The following is a 16,929-nucleotide window of genomic DNA, read 5'->3' on the forward strand; positions in this document are numbered from 1 at the left end:
TCAGCTCCTAGGATTTGCTGCTGGACTGGGTCAGCATTCCCAGTATTTCACCGATCACCGTGCGCAACTGGCGGCGATCCACAATCTGGTCAATAGCCCCGTGTTCCAGCAAATACTCCGAACGCTGAAAGCCAACCGGCAGCTTTTCGCGGATCGTCTGTTCGATGACGCGTGGCCCCGCAAAGCCAATGAGGGCCTTGGGCTCGGCAATCAGCACGTCGCCCAGGGTCGCGAGGCTGGCAGAAACCCCGCCCATGGTGGGGTCCGTCAGCACCGAAATAAAAGGCAGTCCGGCCTTGGCCAGGCGTTCAACGGCTGCCGAGGTTTTGGCCATCTGCATCAGTGACAGCAGACCTTCCTGCATCCGGGCACCGCCACTGGCTGAAAAACAGACCAATGGACAGCGATCTACCAGGGCGGTTTCTGCGGCCCGGGCAAAACGGGCGCCGACCACCGAACCCATGCTCCCCCCCATGAATTCAAAAGCAAAAGCGGCAGCAACCACCGGACGCCCATGCAGCAGGCCGCGCATGACCACCAAAGCATCTTTTTCACCGGTCTTGGTCTGGGCTTCCTGCAAACGCTCCTTGTAGCGCTTCTGATCTTTGAAACGCAGGGGATCAACGGGGACATATTCCTTGGCAATTTCCAGGCGCGGTTCTGCATCCAGGAAAAAATCCAGACGCTGCCGGGCCGTAATGCGCTGATGATGACCACAATTGGGACAGACAAACAGATTTTCTTCCAGCTCGGTACGATACAAAACCGTTTGGCAGGTGGGGCACTTGGACCAAAGCCCTTCGGGTACCGTGCGCTTGTTTTCCGCCGCTTGCGGCTCTGGATTAGGGTTTTTCTTGATTTTGGGGGGTAATACCCGGTCAAACCAGCTCATTGAACACTCCGGGGTTTTTGTACGGCACCCGCCAACGCTTGAATAAAGTTTTTGGCCACCTGAACGGCTACCTGATCATTGCTGCAATCGGCCAGTTGTTCGACCAGGGCACTGCCTACCACTACGGCATCCGCACCTTGGGCAACCCGGGTCACTGTCTCGGCATCACGAATTCCAAAACCGATGGCAACTGGCAAAGCCAATTCCCGGCGCAATTCACCAACCCGTTTGAGGACCTCGGGCCAGTCAGACTGCGCAGCCCCGGTAATGCCCCGCAAGGAAACATAGTAAACAAAACCGCTGCCCAGTTCGCGGACCGTCTGCACCCGCGCCGCGCCACTGGTGGGAGCCAGCAGAAAAATGGGGTCCACGCCACGGGCCTTGAGCAGGGCGGATTCCTCGCGGCCCTCTTCGGGGGTGAGATCGACAATGATAACCCCATCCACGCCAGCCCCTACCGCCAACTCCGCAAAGGTCGCCATGCCCATGGCTTCGAGCGGATTCAGATAACCCATGAGGATGACCGGTGTCTGTTGATTACTGCGCCGGAATTCGCGGACCCATTCCAGTACCATCCGCAACTTGACGCCACGCCCGAGGGCGCGCTCACTGGCCCGCTGAATACTGGGTCCATCTGCCATGGGATCGGAAAAGGGCATGCCCAACTCAATCGCATCCGCTCCGGATTCTACCAGGGCATGCATGAGGGGCACGGTTGCCGTCAGGGAAGGATCGCCGGCGGTGATAAAAGGGATAAGGGCCGCCCGATTTTTCTGCTGCAACTGCGCAAACATGGCCGCTAGACGACTCATAAATGAATACCCTCCAGAGCCGCAACCGTGTGAATATCCTTGTCACCCCGGCCCGATAAATTGACGATAATGGTTTGATCTGAGCGCATGCCGGGCGCGATGGCAAAGGCATGGGCCAGGGCATGGGAGGTCTCCAGGGCCGGAATGATGCCTTCCGTGCGGCACAGTTCGTGAAAGGCCTGCAAGGCTTCCTGATCTGTCGCTGCCACATATTCAGCACGACCAATGTCTTTCAGGTAGGCGTGCTCCGGTCCTACTCCCGGATAATCCAGCCCTGCCGAGATCGAGTGGGTGGGCAGAATCTGGCCGTCTTCATCTTCCATGAGATAAGTGCGATTACCATGCAACACCCCCGGGCGCCCCGTGGTCAGTGGTGCAGCATGCTGGCCGGTACTCAGGCCCAGCCCCCCCGCCTCCACCCCGATCAGACGCACTGACTGGTCATTGATGAACGGGTAAAACAGGCCGATGGCATTACTGCCGCCGCCCACACAGGCGACGCACACGTCCGGCAAACGTCCGGTCAGCTCCAGACACTGCGCCCGCGCTTCATCACCAATAACACGATGAAAATCCCGGACCATGGCAGGGTAAGGATGGGGGCCTGCTACGGTACCAATAACATAAAACGTATTATCCACATGGGTGACCCAGTCGCGCAGGGCTTCATTGAGCGCGTCTTTCAGCGTGCGGGTGCCACTGGTTACGGCCGCCACCTGTGCACCCAGCAAACGCATCCGGAAAACATTGCTGGATTGCCGCTGAATATCTTCTTCACCCATATACACCAGACATTCCATACCATAACGGGTAGCTACCGTCGCAGTAGCCACGCCATGTTGCCCGGCTCCCGTTTCCGCAATGACCCGCTTTTTGCCCATGCGCCGGGCCAATAATGCCTGTCCCACGGCATTATTGATTTTATGCGCGCCCGTATGATTCAGGTCTTCCCGTTTCAGATAAATCTGGGCACCACCCAGTCTGCGGGAGATGCGCTCGGCGTGGTACAGAGGATTGGGACGCCCGACAAACTGCCGCAACTCACTGTGTAATTCTGCGCGAAACTCGGGATCAGCCTGAGCTTCCTGATAAGCCTGGTTTAATTCATCCAGTGCCGGAATCAGCGTCTCCGCCACAAAACGCCCGCCATAAGGTCCATAATGTCCCGTTGCATCCGGAAGTTCGTAGTTGTCCATATTCTCTCCTCAAAACCCTTGCAGTTGGGCCATAAACTCCGCCATTTTGTCATGATCCTTGATACCCGGCGACTGCTCTACGCCACTGCTGACATCCACCGCATAAGGGCAAGCCACGCGGATGGCTTCCTGCACATTGTCGGCACGCAAACCACCCGCCAGAATCAGCGGTTTGCCCAAGTCCGGCAGTTTCCACCAGGCAAAACTCTGTCCGGAACCACCCCAGTGTCCAGCTACCGCACAATCCAGCAACAAGCCCTGAGCGTCAAAATAATCATCAACCGGGCGGCGCAAGTCTTCTTCTCCTGAGACACGCAAGGCTTTTAGATAGGGACGGCCAAAACGCCGACAGAAATCAGGCGTTTCATCTCCATGAAACTGGAGAGTATCCAATAGACAGTCATCCAGAACCCTTTCTATGCCAGCCGGATCAGCATTAACAAAAAGTCCGACCGAACTCACAAAAGGGGGTAATGCCTGAAGTATCTCCCGAGCCTGGGAAACTGATACCGCACGCGGGCTTTTTTCATAAAACACCAGGCCAATGGCATCTGCGCCAACTCGTGCCGCCGCTAGAGCATCACCCACATGCGTTATGCCACATATTTTCGCCCGTATCATCAGCGCATTCTAACACTGCCATCGGGATAAACCCACATCCACAGCTATTACTGATGCTAGATGGCAGGCCTTCAAGTACCCGTCAGAAAACCGGGATCCACCGCATCGACGGGCAAAGCGAATTCATCCGGATAGCGCGGTGCAACAAAATAGAGGCCTCCAGGCGGGGCGGTGACTCCGGCCTGACAACGATCCCGGCTGGCAAGGACTTCTGCGGCCCATTGTGGAGACTGATCGCCACGGCCAATGGCTATCAAAACGCCCGCAAGGTTACGCACCATATGGTGCAAAAATCCATTGGCTTCGGCATCAATACTAATCAGGTCACCACGCTGGCTGACCGTCAGGCGATGTAAACTGCGTACAGGACTATTGGCCTGACACGATGAAGCCCGAAAAGCAGAAAAATCATGGGTACCCAGTAGCAAGTCCGCCGCCACCTGCATGGGTTCAATGGCTAGCGGACTGTACACCCAGGCGGTGTGATGGCGCCATAACGCCGATTTTTCCCGGCGATTTAAAATCACGTAGCGATAGCGTCTGGCCGTTGCCGAAAATCGGGCATGAAAATGCGCTGATACCGGCTGCGCCCAGCGCACTGCCACGCCATCTGGAAGGTAAGTATTGGTGGCCCGCAGCCAGGATTCTGCAGAACGCTGCACGGGTGCATCAAAATGGACCACCTGGCACAGCGCGTGCACGCCCGTATCGGTCCGCCCTGCCACAGTGACCGGAATAGCCGTCCCGGCCAGACGACTGAGGGCCTCCTCCAGAGACTGCTGCACGCTGGCCTGACCCAACTGACGCTGCCAGCCACAAAAACCGTTGCCATCATATTCAACGCCCAAGGCCCAGCGTATGCCGGGCCTTGGGGTATCTGCCAGAACGTCAGGGGACAAATTACAAGTCTTCGAGCATTTTCTGGGCTTCTTCGCGCTGAGCACTACTCCCTTCCTTGCTCACCTCTTCGAGAAGGTCGCGCGCCGATTCACTGTCTCCCATTTCGACATAGGCTTTGGCCAGATCCAGCTTGGTCCCGACTGCATCCCAGTCTTCGGCTGCAGGACTCGTCTCCTCAACAATGGCCGGCTTGGGCATTTCGCGAAGCGCTTCAGGCTCGGGATCGAGTTCCCTGGCAGGCACAGCCGGAGCTCGCTCTTCTTCAAAAGGTGACAGCCCGAAAGAGAATGGCAGCGTATCTTCCGCACTCGGGGCTTCGGACTTGGGTGCTTCGGGGGCAGGGATGTGATCCTGACTCGCGGATTCCACCTCGCCAGTCACTTGTTCAGCATGAAAATGTTCTGCATCCATCAACCGGAATTGTTCATCAATATCCTGCAACAAGCGGTCTTTTTCATCGGCAGGAAAGGATTCGTCCGCAGTAGACGCAACCTGCCCATGGGAAAAATCAAAATCCAGCAGATCGTCTGCATCATGCTCAGTGGCCGGAGCCTCTTGCACTTTATCAGCAGGCGTTTCTAGGGGAGCCTGCTTGACCATTACGTCCGCCTCGCGTTCATCCTCCGAAGCAAACAAGGCATTCCCCGGAAACAGGCGGGACCCCTGAGCAGCCACTTCCTGCCAGGCGGCGTTATGGGGACCAAAGCGGCCACGCATCCGTTCTGCCAGATCCAGATAATCTGCTCGACGATCCAGAGTGGCATACATATCCAGAAGCTTGACATAAAGCTCTTTGCGTCTGGGATTCTCATCCAGCGCTTCATTCATTACCGTAATGGCCTGTTCGGATTTACCATAAGTCAGGTAGAGATCCGCCTGTTCGATGGGATCAATTTCCATCACATCGTCATGATCTTCGCCTTGCGTTTGCACTGGAGCCAGTTCAGTAACCGGCACAATCTCCTCCACCGCCGCCTCTTTGGAGGCAGGAGTCGGAGTCGGTGCTGGCGTGGAAACGGCTGGAGGAGTTATTGCCGGTTCCGCTGCCGCACTATATGCGGCAGCCGGTGCCGGTGCCGGTGCCGGTGCAACAATCGGGGGCTCGGCAACCGGTTTCGATTTGTTACTGTTCAGTGTGGAAAGGCGTTGAGAAACTTCACGCTGACGTCTTTCCGATTCTTTCTGACGGCGCAGCATCCATATAAAGAGGATGAGCAGCAGCAGATTGCCTCCCAGAGAAATCAATAGTGGGATGTTGTTGAATAGACTACTATTGGCACTATTGCGCGAGAGCGTAGCTAACTGGACGCCCTGATTGGCCAGTAAACGTTCTTCTGCGCTCAAACGCTGTCCAAGGCCCGTTACTTCACTTTTCAGCTTCTGATTTTCCGTCTGCAGGGCCAGGGTGTCCACTGCCAGAGGCGAACTAGTGGCAGATGCCGTCTCAGCACTGGCAGCTACTGCATTGGCTGGCGCACTGGACAGCACCAGATGCGTAGCACTTTCGGTGGGACTTGTGGAAGCTTTTTGTGGTTGGGTTGTGGAAGTGGAAGTCGCAGCCCGTGAGGTTTGAGTGGCAGGAAGGGACGCCACACTTCCCGCTTGACTTTGGGTTGACAACCAGGCTGTAGCCTGAGCCGGAGTCATGGCCTGCACCTGATTCACATTGGGCAAATTCAGCATGCTTCCCGCATACAAATAGGTCGGGTTGGCATTTTTGAAGGCCTGTGGATTGGCCTTGACGACTGCCGACATGACCTGATCCAGAGTAACTGCATTACTGTTAGTGATAGACTGCGCTATATCATACAGAGAGCTGTTTACCGGAACAGGGCCATAACGGTTTACCCGCGACCAACCATGGTACAGTCTAGCGGGTGCGGGAGGCTGCGCCACAGATTCGGTCGCTGGCACACTCGCTGGCGAAATTGCCGACGGGGCAACGGGTGCCGGGCTGGATACCAGGGGCATCGCTGCAGCGGCATTCGCAACACTGGCCGAGTATTCCCGGACTAACTGCCCCCCCGACCAGTTGAGCTGTACCAAAAACTGTAAATTTGGCTGACTCACGGGTAGAGGACTGGAAATCAGAATGGCGGGTTGACTCCCACGCCGCACCGTAAATTGCCAATGCTCAAGGGTCGGAGCCTGTGGCAGATTGATCATGGCAAACGCGCTGTTCGGAGCCAGGCTGGCATTAAGACTGGATGCAGTCTGAGGGGTTACTGATTGGATGGGTATTTCGGCACGAAAGGGTTCTCCGGGGGCAGACAAGACCTGCAGGGATCCCAACCCCAGTGCCTGAGCCAGGCCTGGCAAGAGTAAGCCCATTCCGGCCATGGCCCACAACCAATTCTTTCTCTCCATTGTTATTTCCTCATTTTTCTGTAACGCAAGCGTATTGCAATGGGCCACTTTCAACCCGCAGTGTTCCTATAAATAGTCGCGAATCAACAACTCTGCAATCTGCACACTATTCAATGCCGCGCCCTTGCGAATATTATCGGACACCACCCAGAAATTAATGCCCCTATTATGGGAACAATCCCCGCGAATGCGCCCCACATAAGTGGTGTCCTGGCCTGCTGCATCCAGAGCCGATGGCCATAAATTCATCTCCTGATTATCCACCACCGTCACGCCCGGTGCTTTTTCCAGCAAGGCCCGCACGGCCTCCGGGGTAATCGGGTCACGGGTCACCACGTTGACCGCCTCGGAATGGCCGTAAAATACGGGCACCCGCACGCAGGTTGCCGTCAGCGCGATGTCAGGAAGCTCCAGAATTTTTCGGGTTTCCCAGAGCATTTTCATTTCTTCCTTGGTGTATCCATTATCCTGAAACACATCAATCTGAGGCAGACAATTGAAGGAAATCCGCTTGGGGAAAACATCGCAGACAGCCTCTTCGTGGCGGAACAGGGCCATCGTCTGCTGTCCCAATTCTTCAATGGCGCGCTTACCCGCCCCGCTGACCGCCTGATAGGTGGCCACGACCACGCGCTCAATACCCACGGCATCGGCAATGGGTTTCAAAGCCAGCAACATCTGGATAGTGGAACAATTGGGATTGGCAATAATGCCCCGATTCACATGATCGGCAATACTCTGGGGATTGACTTCCGGGACCACCAGGGGAATATCGTCGTCATAACGGTACTGGGAGGTATTATCAATGACGACACAGCCCGCTTCCGCCGCCAAGGGCGCAAACTGGGCACTGACTTTGGCCCCGGCGGAAAACAAGCCGATATCCACCTGGGACCAGTCAAAACCGGCCGCATCCTGCACCAGAACCTGCTTACCCCGAAACGGCAGCCGCCCCCCTGCAGAGCGACTACTGGACAACAGGTAAAGCTGATCAACGGGAAACTTGCGCTGCTCAAGGATTTGCAGCATGACTTCGCCGACGGCCCCCGTTGCCCCCAGTACCGCCACGTTGTAATGCGTTTTTTTCATGCTTCGTTCATCCTCAGAGTTGCAATGCCTTGACCACGGCTTGGCCCATGGCACGGGTTCCGACTACGGCCTCACCGGCTGCGGCAATATCGGCCGTCCGCAGTCCTTCATCCAGCACTTTCTGAACCGCCGTTTCCACCCGTTGTGCCCATGCTTCGTTGCCCAGAGAATGACGCAACATCATGGCCACAGACAAAATCGTGGCGAGCGGATTGGCTTTATCCTGCCCGGCAATATCCGGAGCAGAGCCATGAATGGGTTCATACATGCCCCGCCCTTCGCCCAGGGAAGCCGAAGGCAACATACCGATGGAGCCGGTCAGTTGGCTCGCTTCATCCGACAGAATGTCACCGAACATATTGCCTGTGAGCAGCACATCAAACTGGGAAGGGGCACGAATCAGCTGCATCGCTGCATTGTCCACATACATGTGGGTTAAGTGGACATCGGGATACTCCGCTGCCAATTCAGTCACCACTTCGCGCCAGAGACGGGTGGTTTCGAGCACATTGGCCTTGTCCACCGAACATAATTGTTTACGGCGACCCTGTGCTGCCTTGAAGGCAACGTGGGCAATGCGCCGGATTTCGTCCTCATCATACACCATGGTGTTGTAGGCACGACGCTTGCCGTCCACCAGCTCCACAGCTCTGGGCTGACCAAAGTAAATATCGCCCGTCAGCTCGCGCACCACCAGAATATCCACATCCCGCACCAGCTCCGGACGCAGTGGCGACGCACTCAATAACTGCGGGAAAATTTGTGCTGGACGCAAATTGGCAAACAAATCCAGATTCTTGCGCAGGCGTAGCAAACCCTGCTCAGGACGCCTGGCCGGCGGCAGACCATCCCAGCGCGGGCCACCGACAGCACCCAGAATGACCGCATCGGCCGCCATGGCCAACTGCAGGGAAGCTTCAGGCAAGGGGTCATCGGTCGCATCCAGGGCGGCACCGCCGACCAATCCATCGGTACATTGCAAATTCAGGCCTGCAGCCTGGTCCACGGCATCCAGCACCAGTCGGGCCGCGTCCACAATTTCGGGTCCAATCCCGTCACCCGGGAAAATTGCTATTTTTTTCATGCCAGATCCTTTTTCATAACAATACGAATAATAAAGGGGTTTTCTGTTCCCGGATGCGGATTCTCGGGAATATGGGTAAAGGGGTAAGTACCAACACCCAAATCATAGGGATTGGCCTCGGCAATGGCGCATACCTCGGCATCGGCCCCGGCAGGGTCACGGAGGGTAAATTGCAGCCCGGCGACGTCCTCGCGCTTGCGGGCTGCATCAATATACATGCGGCGGGTAATTTCACTGTGCAACACCTTGAAAAATTGCACGACGGTTTCCAGCTCTATGCCGAAACGGGACTGCAGGGCAGCACTTTCTTCCAGACGCCGGGCACTGGCCCGGGGCAAATCGCGCAAAAAATCACCATTACGCGCCGTGTTCAGCAGTAATTGCCGCAACTCGGCATTTTCCGGGAGCTTTGCGAAGCCATTGTAATGGAGCACAAACAGTGCTTCGGGCAGCGGCAATTCTGCGACGCGCTCCTGATTGGGAATACCAGCATCCACCACCACACCACGGGGGGGAGCAGTCGGCCCTGACTTGCCCCGCAACCAATCCCACATACCTGCTCCGGGTTTTACTTGCCTGAGAATTGTGGAAGGATAGCATAGGCTTTTATGACAGGGCAGCAGCTAAATAGCATGGACCACCGGCAAACTGTTTCCTCATCGGCTCTTCCACCGCTCCCGATCACCGGATTGATTCTTGCCGGAGGGGCTGGCCGGCGCATGGGCGGGGTGGATAAAGGCTGGGTCCTTTGGCGCAATGCTCCTCTGATTACCCATGCCATCCAGATCCTGCAGGCAGACAGTGCAGAAATTCTGATCAGTGCCAATCGTCAGCTCGAAGATTATCGGGCCTTAGGCTACCCCGTTATTTCTGACTCCTGCGCCACTTTTGAGGGTCCACTTATGGGCCTGAGTGCCGGACTGGCCGCTGCCGGTCAGGATTGGGTGGCCAGTATTCCCGTGGACAGTCCGCTCCTCCCCCACGATCTGTTGCGGCAGATGTGGCAGGTAAAAATGGACAAGGATCTGGTCGTGGCGCGCAGCAACCAGCGCTGGCATGCGGTACTCGTCTTATGTCATCGCCGTCTTTTACCCCACCTGCAAGCTTATCTGGATCAAGGCGGACGGCGGGTTCAGGACTGGTTTCGTGATCTGGATTACGCCACCCTGCATCTGGATGAAGCCGTTCTGCACAATTGTAACGCGCCCGAGGATCTGTCATGAAAGCGTTGGGTGTGATAGGATATAGCGGTAGCGGAAAAACCACCCTGCTCTGTGCCTTGATCCCCCTGCTTCGCGCAGCGGATTTACGCATCGCCATGGTCAAATCCACGCATCATGACGTGGACTGGGATACCCCCGGAAAAGACAGTTATCGCCTGCGTGAGGCCGGTGCCGAAACGGTCATGCTCCAAGGCCCCAAACGCTGGTTCACTACCTGTCCGGCGCCGGAACAGGTCACTCTGGAAAGCATCGTTGCCAGCTTGCCTGCGCCTGCAGATTTGCTGTTGATTGAGGGGAACAAGGCTTTGCCCATTCCGAAAATAGAGGTACACCGCCCGGCGCTGCAAAAACCTTTGCTGGCCGCAGAAGATCACCGGATTATTGCCGTAGCCAGCGATGCGACCTTACTCACACACTGCGCGGTACTGGACCTCAATGCCCCTGAAAGCATTGCGCAATTTATTCACCACTGGATACACGAGGAACCCTGAATGGCTCACTGCTGTAGTGATAATGAACATGACCCCATGGCCAAAAGTGTTGAGGAAGCGCGCGCTGCCATTCTTGCCAGCAGCCCGGCCCTGACAGATACCGAAGTTCTGCACCTCAGTGCTGCACTGGGACGGGTTCTCGCTGAAGACATACGCGCACCGCAAGCGGTCCCCGCCTGGCCGAACTCGGCGATGGATGGTTACGCCCTGCGCAGCAGTGACGGCGAAAAGCCCCGACAGCTCATTGGGCATTGTTTTGCCGGACATCCCTTCACGGGTGTTGTCGGGCCTGGTGAGTGCGTGCGCATCATGACCGGCGCCGTCATGCCAGAGGGTGCAGACAGCGTCCTGATTCAGGAACAGGCAGAAATTCAGGATAAAACCATCCTTCCCCAGCAGCACCCGGCACCCGGCGCCAATATTCGTCAGGCTGGCGAAGATCTGCAGCCCGGCGTCGAGGCCCTCCCTGCCGGCACACTGCTCCGACCCGCCCAACTGGCCCTGCTCGCCAGTCTGGGCATTGCCGAGGTCAAGGTTTTTCGACGTCTGCGTGTGGCCTTTTTTTCAACGGGTGATGAACTGCGTCCGCTGGGTAGCACCCTGGAGGCAGGGCAGATTTACGACAGTAACCGGTACGCCCTGCAAGGGATGCTCCAACGTCTCGGTTGTGAAATTCTCGACCTTGGACGGATCCTGGATAACCCGGAGCATCTGGAAAAAACTCTGCAACAAGCCGCAGGCATGGCTGATTTAGTGATCAGCACCGGCGGCGTGTCGGTAGGTGATGCGGATTACATTGCCGAACTGCTGGGACGCATCGGCAGCATCAATTTCTGGAAAATGAACATGAAGCCCGGTCGCCCGCTGGCCTTTGGCCAACTGGGAGAGGCTACTTTTTTTGGGCTACCCGGCAATCCGGTTTCCACCATGGTGACTTTCTATCAGTTCGTGCAGCCCTGCATCCTCAAACGTATGGGGAAAAGCGCCCCCTGGACGCCCACCGTTCTCAAAATACCGCTGGCACATTCCCTCAAGAAAAAACCGGGGCGCACCGACTTTCAGCGCGGCGTGCTGATTTCTGGGGAAAACGGTCTGCAGGTGGCGGGGGTCGGTCAACAGGCTTCGCACATCATGAGTGGACTGGCCCATGCGGATTGCCTGATTATTCTGGCCGCCGAAGCCGAGGGTGCTCCAGCCGGAAGCATGGTGGATGTGCAATTGCTGGAGGGTCTGGTCTAAATTGCTCGTAACAGCTGCCGTCAGTCCAGACCATGACGCGGCTGGTAGCGAGTGGAATGGCTGAGATGAAAGCGGAAATTCTCGGCGTACAGCTTTTGTAGTGCGGGATTTCCACGAAAAATCAGCAGATTTTCGGCATTCGCCTGTTCTGCCGCTTTGCTGAAGTTGAAACTGCCGGTGATGAGGGTGTCTGCATCAATGACCATCACCTTGTTGTGGGCAATGGCATGCTGATCGTCAATAAATACGGGCACGCCCTGATTGGCAAAAAAGTCCGCCACGGAATATTTCTGGGTACGCTGGCTTTTGTCCAGCACCACCTGAACATCCAGCCCCCGCCGTGCCGCCTGCAAAACCGCCTTGGCAATAGGTGCGCTGGTAAAACTGTAGGCCTGCACCCAGACCCGCTGGCGGGCGCCGTCCACGGCGCGGACGATGGCGGCTGTTGCCCCTCCCGGCGGAGAAAAAGCCACTTCGATGCTCCCCTGCGCCGGAACAGTGACTGGCGATTGCGGCATGGTTGCTGTCACCATGGACCACTGTTCCTTGCCCCAATGCTGGACTTGTTGCCACAGCGAAGCTTCTGCCGAAGCCGGCAATGGATTCAGAAAAAAAGGCAACAAAAGGTATAGCAGGGTCTTTTTCATCAAGGTCATGGGATTTACGCTCATCAGGTTTTTGGGTGAAGATAATGTGAATGAAGGCATTCGCCAAGTGGCAAATCATCGACAGATAAATAATCACTCTTTAGACTGCAGAGGTTGGGCTGAATGCCCCCAGTCTGGATAATCTCATGACACCTATTGACCAGGGAGTTGCCATTGGCGCAGAAGCCAGGCGATTCGTACGCAGCTACCATAATGGATCGCTCTGCACACTCTCCAAAAAACTGGAAGGCTATCCTTTTGCCTCGGTCAGTCCTTTTGTGCTCGACGCCGCAGGTAATCCAGTCATTCTCATCTCCAATCTGGCCGAACACACCAAAAATATTGATGCCGATCCCCGGGTGAGCCTGCTGGTTTATCCCTGTGCAGACGATGCGCAAGCCGTGGGCCGGGTGACTTTAACAGGGCGCGCTGCCCGCTTGCCCGACAAAAATGGTTTTGGAGAACGCTATCTGCGTTACTTACCCCAGGCACAGGATTACTTCGCTGCCCATGATTTTTATTTCTATCGGATTCAGGTCGAAAACATTCGCTATATTGGCGGTTTCGGCAAAATCCACTGGGTGCGACCTGAACATTATGCACCCCCACCCACAGCGGCTCTGCTAGAAGCTGAAGCAGGGATTCTTGCCCATATGAATGCTGACCATCGCGACAATATGCGCGATTATTGTCGTCATCTGTGCGCTTGCGACGCTGTTGATGTAGAAATGGTGGGCATTGACTACGATGGTTTTGATTTACGTGCTGATGGCAAGCTGCTGCGCTTTGATTTTCCTGAGCCCATTACCAGCCCGCAGGAAGCCCGGACAGCACTGGTCGCCATGGCCCGGCAGTGCCGTGAAGCGCAAGGACAGGAAACCAAATGAATCAGGCTTATTGGCGACAACGCTGGCAGGAACATCGCATCGGCTTCCATCGTCCGGATGTTCACCCACGACTTCCCGCCTTTTGGGATCGTCTGCAAGTCGCTCAAGAGGGTACGGTTTTCGTCCCACTGTGTGGCAAGAGCCTGGACCTGCTGTGGCTGGTCAAGCAGGGCTATCGGGTGCGCGGCGTCGAACTCAGCCCTATTGCTGTCCAGGAGTTTTTTCAGGAACACCATCTGCATCCGCAAGTGGACAGCGTGGGTGCCTTTCAACGCTGGCAGGCGGGTCCTGTCGAAATCTTTTGCGGAGACTTTTTCGACCTCACCGGTGCAGAATTGAAGGATATTACCGCCGTGTATGATCGGGCCGCACTCATCGCCCTTCCCCCGGAATTGCGCCGCGCCTACACCGAAAAATTACGGGATATTCTTCCCCATCGGCCACCGATCCTGCTCATCACCCTCGATTATCCCCAGGAAACCCGGCAAGGCCCACCCTTTGCCGTGCCCGAGGCCGAAGTCTGCGCACTCTACCAGCCCTCTTGGGCCGTACAGCACCTGTCTTCCATCGACTTGCGTGAGGAAGGATCCACGGATACCAATCGCTTTGAGGAGCTGGTATTTGTGCTCCGTCGTGGTGTCGATTCGTAATCTACCGGTGACCAGTTATGAGTGAATTTCAGCGTCTGGATTGATCACATATCGGCCTATCAACGGAAGTCCTACCGTAGCGGTTTCCAGAAACTCCAAAAAAGCGCGTATGGTGTGAGACTGATAAGCTGGCTGTGGTCTGGCCATATATAAAGTCCACTGGATGCCATGCGGTGCAGGCAGACGCCGCGCCTGTACACGCCAATCTTTTCGGCATATTAAGGCGGCGGCTGTCACAAAACCGATGCCCAGCCCGGCATCCACAGCGGCACCGACCGCCTCAACACCTGTCACCTCAATGGACTGTCTGGGGTTCAACCCGGCATCCCGAAAAACTTTTTCGACGGAGCGGCGGATTCCCGAACCCGGTTCGCGCCAGATCAGAGGGTAGGCCATCAGATCTTCCAGATTCAGAACATCGCGTTGCAACAAAGCGTGTCCTTCCGGAAATATCGTCATGATTTCATCATCCAGCCAGGGTGTTACGGCGTAATAAGAAGGCAAGCCTTCCAGATCCAGACCACCTTCCAGAAAGAATAAATCCCAGTCAGACAAAGCAATGCTTTCCCAGTCAATAACCCCTCCGCGCAACTGAATTTCCACATCAGGAAATTGCTGCTGAAAAGCAACCAGGCGTTCCGGTAAAAAATAGTTGGCTACGGTATTAGTCGCCGCAATGCGTAAAACCCCACTTTGCAGGCGTTGGCGACGTAAGATTATATCCTCGAATTCGTCGATGACTTCACGCATACGTTGGGCGGTGGTCAGGAGCGCCTCACCGGCGGGGGTCAGTTGAATGCCGCGACCATGACGCATCGTCAAGGGTTCTCCGACCATCTGGCTCAATTTCTGCAGTCGTTCCGTGACGGCCGGCTGGCTGCGATGGAGTACCCGCGCTGCTGCACTGATCCCGCCACTTTTGGCCACGGTCAGAAAGGTTAATAAAAGTTCTGTGTCCATATATCGCCATGTCCGATAGATTATATATATATTACCAATTTGACCTATGTATTCATGCCCCGCATGATCGGCGCGTTTAGTTCATCAGCGTAGAAGCGGTTTCCCATTCATGGCTTTTGCACATCACGCTCCGGCAGTTTCCCCACTCAGCACCAGCATGGTATTGCTGCTGAACTTGGTGATTGGGCTCGGACATTTTCTGGTGTTGTTCAACACTGGCGCCTATCTGCCCATGATACCCCATGTTGCCGGCAGTTTGGGCGTTAACCCGGATTTTGCGGATTGGACCCAGGCAGATTTTTTTCTGGCCATGGCTCTGGCCTTTCCGACTTCTCCCTGGTTTTTGCAACGTTGGGGAGAAATGCGGGTTTTGGCAGGAGCCTTTATGGCGTTCACCCTGGCTTCGGCCATCTGCGCGCAAACCAGCCATTATGATGCTTTTCTCAGTGCCCGTATTCTCCAGGGATTTTCGGGTGGATTAACCATCCCGGTCTCCTTGCAGATTATCCTGCGCCATTATCAGGCACATCGCCGTAATATTGGCCTGGGTCTGTGGGGGGTCGCTGCCCTCACCCCGTTTACCCTGGGTCCGGTTATCGGCGGTTGGATCACCGACAGTATCGGTTGGCGCTGGCTGTTTTACCTGAATATACCCATTGCCATCAGCGTGGCTGTCATCATTGTGATTTTGTTATTTGGTCGGGAAATGGAACATCGCCATCCCCCGTTAGACTGGCCGGGCCTGCTGTTGCTGCTGATTGCCCTGGCCACTCTGGGGTCAGCCCTTAATGCCGGGGAAATCATCAGTTGGTGGCGCTCCCAGACTATTATTTTTCTCGGCAGCATCAGCCTGATCACCCTGATTTTTTTTGGGATTTGGGAATGGTATAGCACGCATCCCTTACTTGAACTCACGCTCCTGAAACGACGTAACTTCATGATCGGGGGTATTGTGCTGTTTTTTACGGCCCTGTTTTTCCAAGGCAGCATCGCCATTTATATTGTGGGATTTCAGTTGGTCATGGGCTACAGCGCCTGGCTGGTCGGCCTGTTGATATTACCCATGGCGATTTTTTCGAAAATCAGTTTTTTCTTGACCCAGCGCCTGCTCAATCATCTGGATGCACGTATCCTGGCTATTTTCTCCTTATTGGGATTTGCGGCCGCCAGTTTTTGGGTTTCCTCCTACAATCATCCGGCCTCTTTCAACGAATTACTGTGGCCACAAGCTTTTGTAGGAATATTTCTGGGCAGTCTGTTTCCATCCATCATCGCCATTGCCTTGTCCGGATTATCTGGCCCCGCCGAAATGCGTGGTACTGCCTTTTTGAATGTATTGCGGCTCTGTGGACAGGCTATGGGCATTCCCCTTATTGCCACACTTTTTGACCGGAGAATGATTCTGCATGCGCATTTTCTTGCCGAAGGTCACAACAGCACTAGGGTTTATGCGCCCAAACCAACAGTAAGCAATATCCGCACTGTGCACTACATTGCGCATCAGGCAGCCATGCTCGCCTTCAACGAAATATTTTATATAGCTGCATGGGGATTCCTGCTCGGCGCGGGTCTCATGCTGTTCAGCAAACCGGTGGTTTACGCAGAACCTGATATTCGGGTACGCCGCGCCATAGAAGAACTGGTGGATCTCTGATGAAAAAATCCATTGTTCTACTGCTAACATTGTTACTGCTTGCGGCTTGTGCGCGCCTGCCGGAGCATCTTCCCGGTGCGCATCTCGCCCATAGCCCTCAAATTCAACGGACCCTGGCACGGGCCGATCATCACTATGGAATCACGGCGGGTCCATGGCCTGCACAGCAGTGGTGGAAAGCGGCGCAACTGCCTGCTCTTGACCATCTGATTCAGGT

Annotated in this window: 17 protein-coding genes and 1 pseudogene; 7 read left to right on the forward strand and 11 right to left on the reverse strand. The window is 55.7% G+C overall.

Annotated elements, in window-relative coordinates; all coding sequences use genetic code 11:
• Positions 1–7: 7 nt before the first annotated feature.
• From accD to H7F08_RS10270, 9 genes are all read right to left on the reverse strand, one after another.
• A complete protein-coding gene (gene accD, locus H7F08_RS10230) occupies positions 8–892 on the reverse strand; it encodes an acetyl-CoA carboxylase, carboxyltransferase subunit beta (RefSeq protein WP_193640509.1) in 885 nt (294 codons plus the stop codon).
• Complete coding sequence (trpA, locus tag H7F08_RS10235) at positions 889–1,704, reverse strand: tryptophan synthase subunit alpha (protein ID WP_193640510.1); 816 nt, start codon at positions 1,702–1,704, stop codon at positions 889–891. The genes accD and trpA overlap by 4 nt, the downstream gene beginning before the upstream one ends.
• Positions 1,701–2,900 carry a tryptophan synthase subunit beta gene (gene trpB / locus H7F08_RS10240; protein WP_010642088.1) on the reverse strand — a complete coding sequence of 400 codons (1,200 nt, stop codon included), beginning with the start codon at positions 2,898–2,900 and terminating at the stop codon, positions 1,701–1,703. The genes trpA and trpB overlap by 4 nt, the downstream gene beginning before the upstream one ends.
• Before the next feature lie 9 nt (positions 2,901–2,909).
• Positions 2,910–3,521: a phosphoribosylanthranilate isomerase gene (locus H7F08_RS10245; RefSeq protein ID WP_193640511.1), complete on the reverse strand. Its 612-nt coding sequence runs from the start codon at positions 3,519–3,521 to the stop codon at positions 2,910–2,912.
• A 71-nt stretch (positions 3,522–3,592) separates the two neighbouring features.
• The gene (gene truA, locus H7F08_RS10250) at positions 3,593–4,420 is read right to left on the reverse strand and encodes a tRNA pseudouridine(38-40) synthase TruA (protein ID WP_010642093.1); all 828 of its coding nucleotides are present in this window, start codon (positions 4,418–4,420) and stop codon (positions 3,593–3,595) included.
• Between the two features lies 1 nt (position 4,421).
• A complete protein-coding gene (locus H7F08_RS10255) occupies positions 4,422–6,788 on the reverse strand; it encodes a FimV/HubP family polar landmark protein (RefSeq protein ID WP_193640512.1) in 2,367 nt (788 codons plus the stop codon).
• A 66-nt stretch (positions 6,789–6,854) separates the two neighbouring features.
• Positions 6,855–7,877: an aspartate-semialdehyde dehydrogenase gene (locus H7F08_RS10260; protein WP_193640513.1), complete on the reverse strand. Its 1,023-nt coding sequence runs from the start codon at positions 7,875–7,877 to the stop codon at positions 6,855–6,857.
• Positions 7,878–7,890: 13 nt separating this feature from the next.
• A complete protein-coding gene (gene leuB, locus H7F08_RS10265) occupies positions 7,891–8,961 on the reverse strand; it encodes a 3-isopropylmalate dehydrogenase (protein WP_193640514.1) in 1,071 nt (356 codons plus the stop codon).
• Positions 8,958–9,515: a hypothetical protein gene (locus H7F08_RS10270; protein ID WP_193640515.1), complete on the reverse strand. Its 558-nt coding sequence runs from the start codon at positions 9,513–9,515 to the stop codon at positions 8,958–8,960. The genes leuB and H7F08_RS10270 overlap by 4 nt, the downstream gene beginning before the upstream one ends.
• A gap of 78 nt (positions 9,516–9,593) precedes the next feature.
• Here H7F08_RS10270 and mobA point away from each other — a divergent pair, with 78 nt between their 5' ends.
• The 3 genes from mobA to glp are packed head-to-tail and all read left to right on the forward strand — an operon-like array spanning position 9,594 to position 11,914.
• Entirely contained in the window at positions 9,594–10,184 is a 591-nt protein-coding gene (gene mobA / locus H7F08_RS10275; protein WP_193640516.1) for a molybdenum cofactor guanylyltransferase MobA, read from the forward strand.
• Positions 10,181–10,675 (forward strand): molybdopterin-guanine dinucleotide biosynthesis protein B, encoded by a 495-nt coding sequence (gene mobB / locus H7F08_RS10280; protein WP_010642104.1) that lies wholly within the window; start codon positions 10,181–10,183, stop codon positions 10,673–10,675. Before mobA ends, mobB begins: the two co-directional genes overlap by 4 nt.
• Positions 10,676–11,914, forward strand: a complete 1,239-nt coding sequence (gene glp, locus H7F08_RS10285; protein ID WP_081577321.1) for a gephyrin-like molybdotransferase Glp — start codon at positions 10,676–10,678, stop codon at positions 11,912–11,914. It begins immediately after the preceding gene.
• 20 nt (positions 11,915–11,934) lie between these two features.
• On the opposite strand, the gene H7F08_RS10290 is transcribed toward glp, so the two are convergent.
• On the reverse strand, positions 11,935–12,570 hold the full coding sequence (locus tag H7F08_RS10290; RefSeq protein WP_193640517.1) for a phospholipase D family protein: 636 nt from the start codon (positions 12,568–12,570) through the stop codon (positions 11,935–11,937).
• A gap of 137 nt (positions 12,571–12,707) precedes the next feature.
• Between H7F08_RS10290 and H7F08_RS10295 the strand changes: the two genes are divergently transcribed.
• Both H7F08_RS10295 and H7F08_RS10300 read left to right on the forward strand, forming a co-directional pair.
• Positions 12,708–13,448, forward strand: a complete 741-nt coding sequence (locus tag H7F08_RS10295; RefSeq protein WP_193640518.1) for a HugZ family protein — start codon at positions 12,708–12,710, stop codon at positions 13,446–13,448.
• Positions 13,445–14,098 carry a thiopurine S-methyltransferase gene (locus tag H7F08_RS10300; protein WP_193640519.1) on the forward strand — a complete coding sequence of 218 codons (654 nt, stop codon included), beginning with the start codon at positions 13,445–13,447 and terminating at the stop codon, positions 14,096–14,098. Before H7F08_RS10295 ends, H7F08_RS10300 begins: the two co-directional genes overlap by 4 nt.
• A gap of 15 nt (positions 14,099–14,113) precedes the next feature.
• Here H7F08_RS10300 and H7F08_RS10305 read toward each other — a convergent pair whose 3' ends face one another.
• Positions 14,114–15,058 (reverse strand): LysR family transcriptional regulator, encoded by a 945-nt coding sequence (locus H7F08_RS10305; RefSeq protein ID WP_193640520.1) that lies wholly within the window; start codon positions 15,056–15,058, stop codon positions 14,114–14,116.
• A 109-nt stretch (positions 15,059–15,167) separates the two neighbouring features.
• Here H7F08_RS10305 and H7F08_RS10310 point away from each other — a divergent pair, with 109 nt between their 5' ends.
• Positions 15,168–16,712 carry a DHA2 family efflux MFS transporter permease subunit gene (locus H7F08_RS10310; protein WP_193640521.1) on the forward strand — a complete coding sequence of 515 codons (1,545 nt, stop codon included), beginning with the start codon at positions 15,168–15,170 and terminating at the stop codon, positions 16,710–16,712.
• Positions 16,712–16,929: pseudogene (locus H7F08_RS10315) on the forward strand (RND transporter); the annotation flags it as partial. The gene H7F08_RS10310 and the pseudogene H7F08_RS10315, both read left to right, overlap by 1 nt.

The sequence above is a fragment of the Acidithiobacillus sp. HP-11 genome (assembly GCF_015100075.1).
In the GTDB taxonomy this organism is placed as follows: Bacteria; Pseudomonadota; Gammaproteobacteria; order Acidithiobacillales; family Acidithiobacillaceae; genus Acidithiobacillus; species Acidithiobacillus thiooxidans.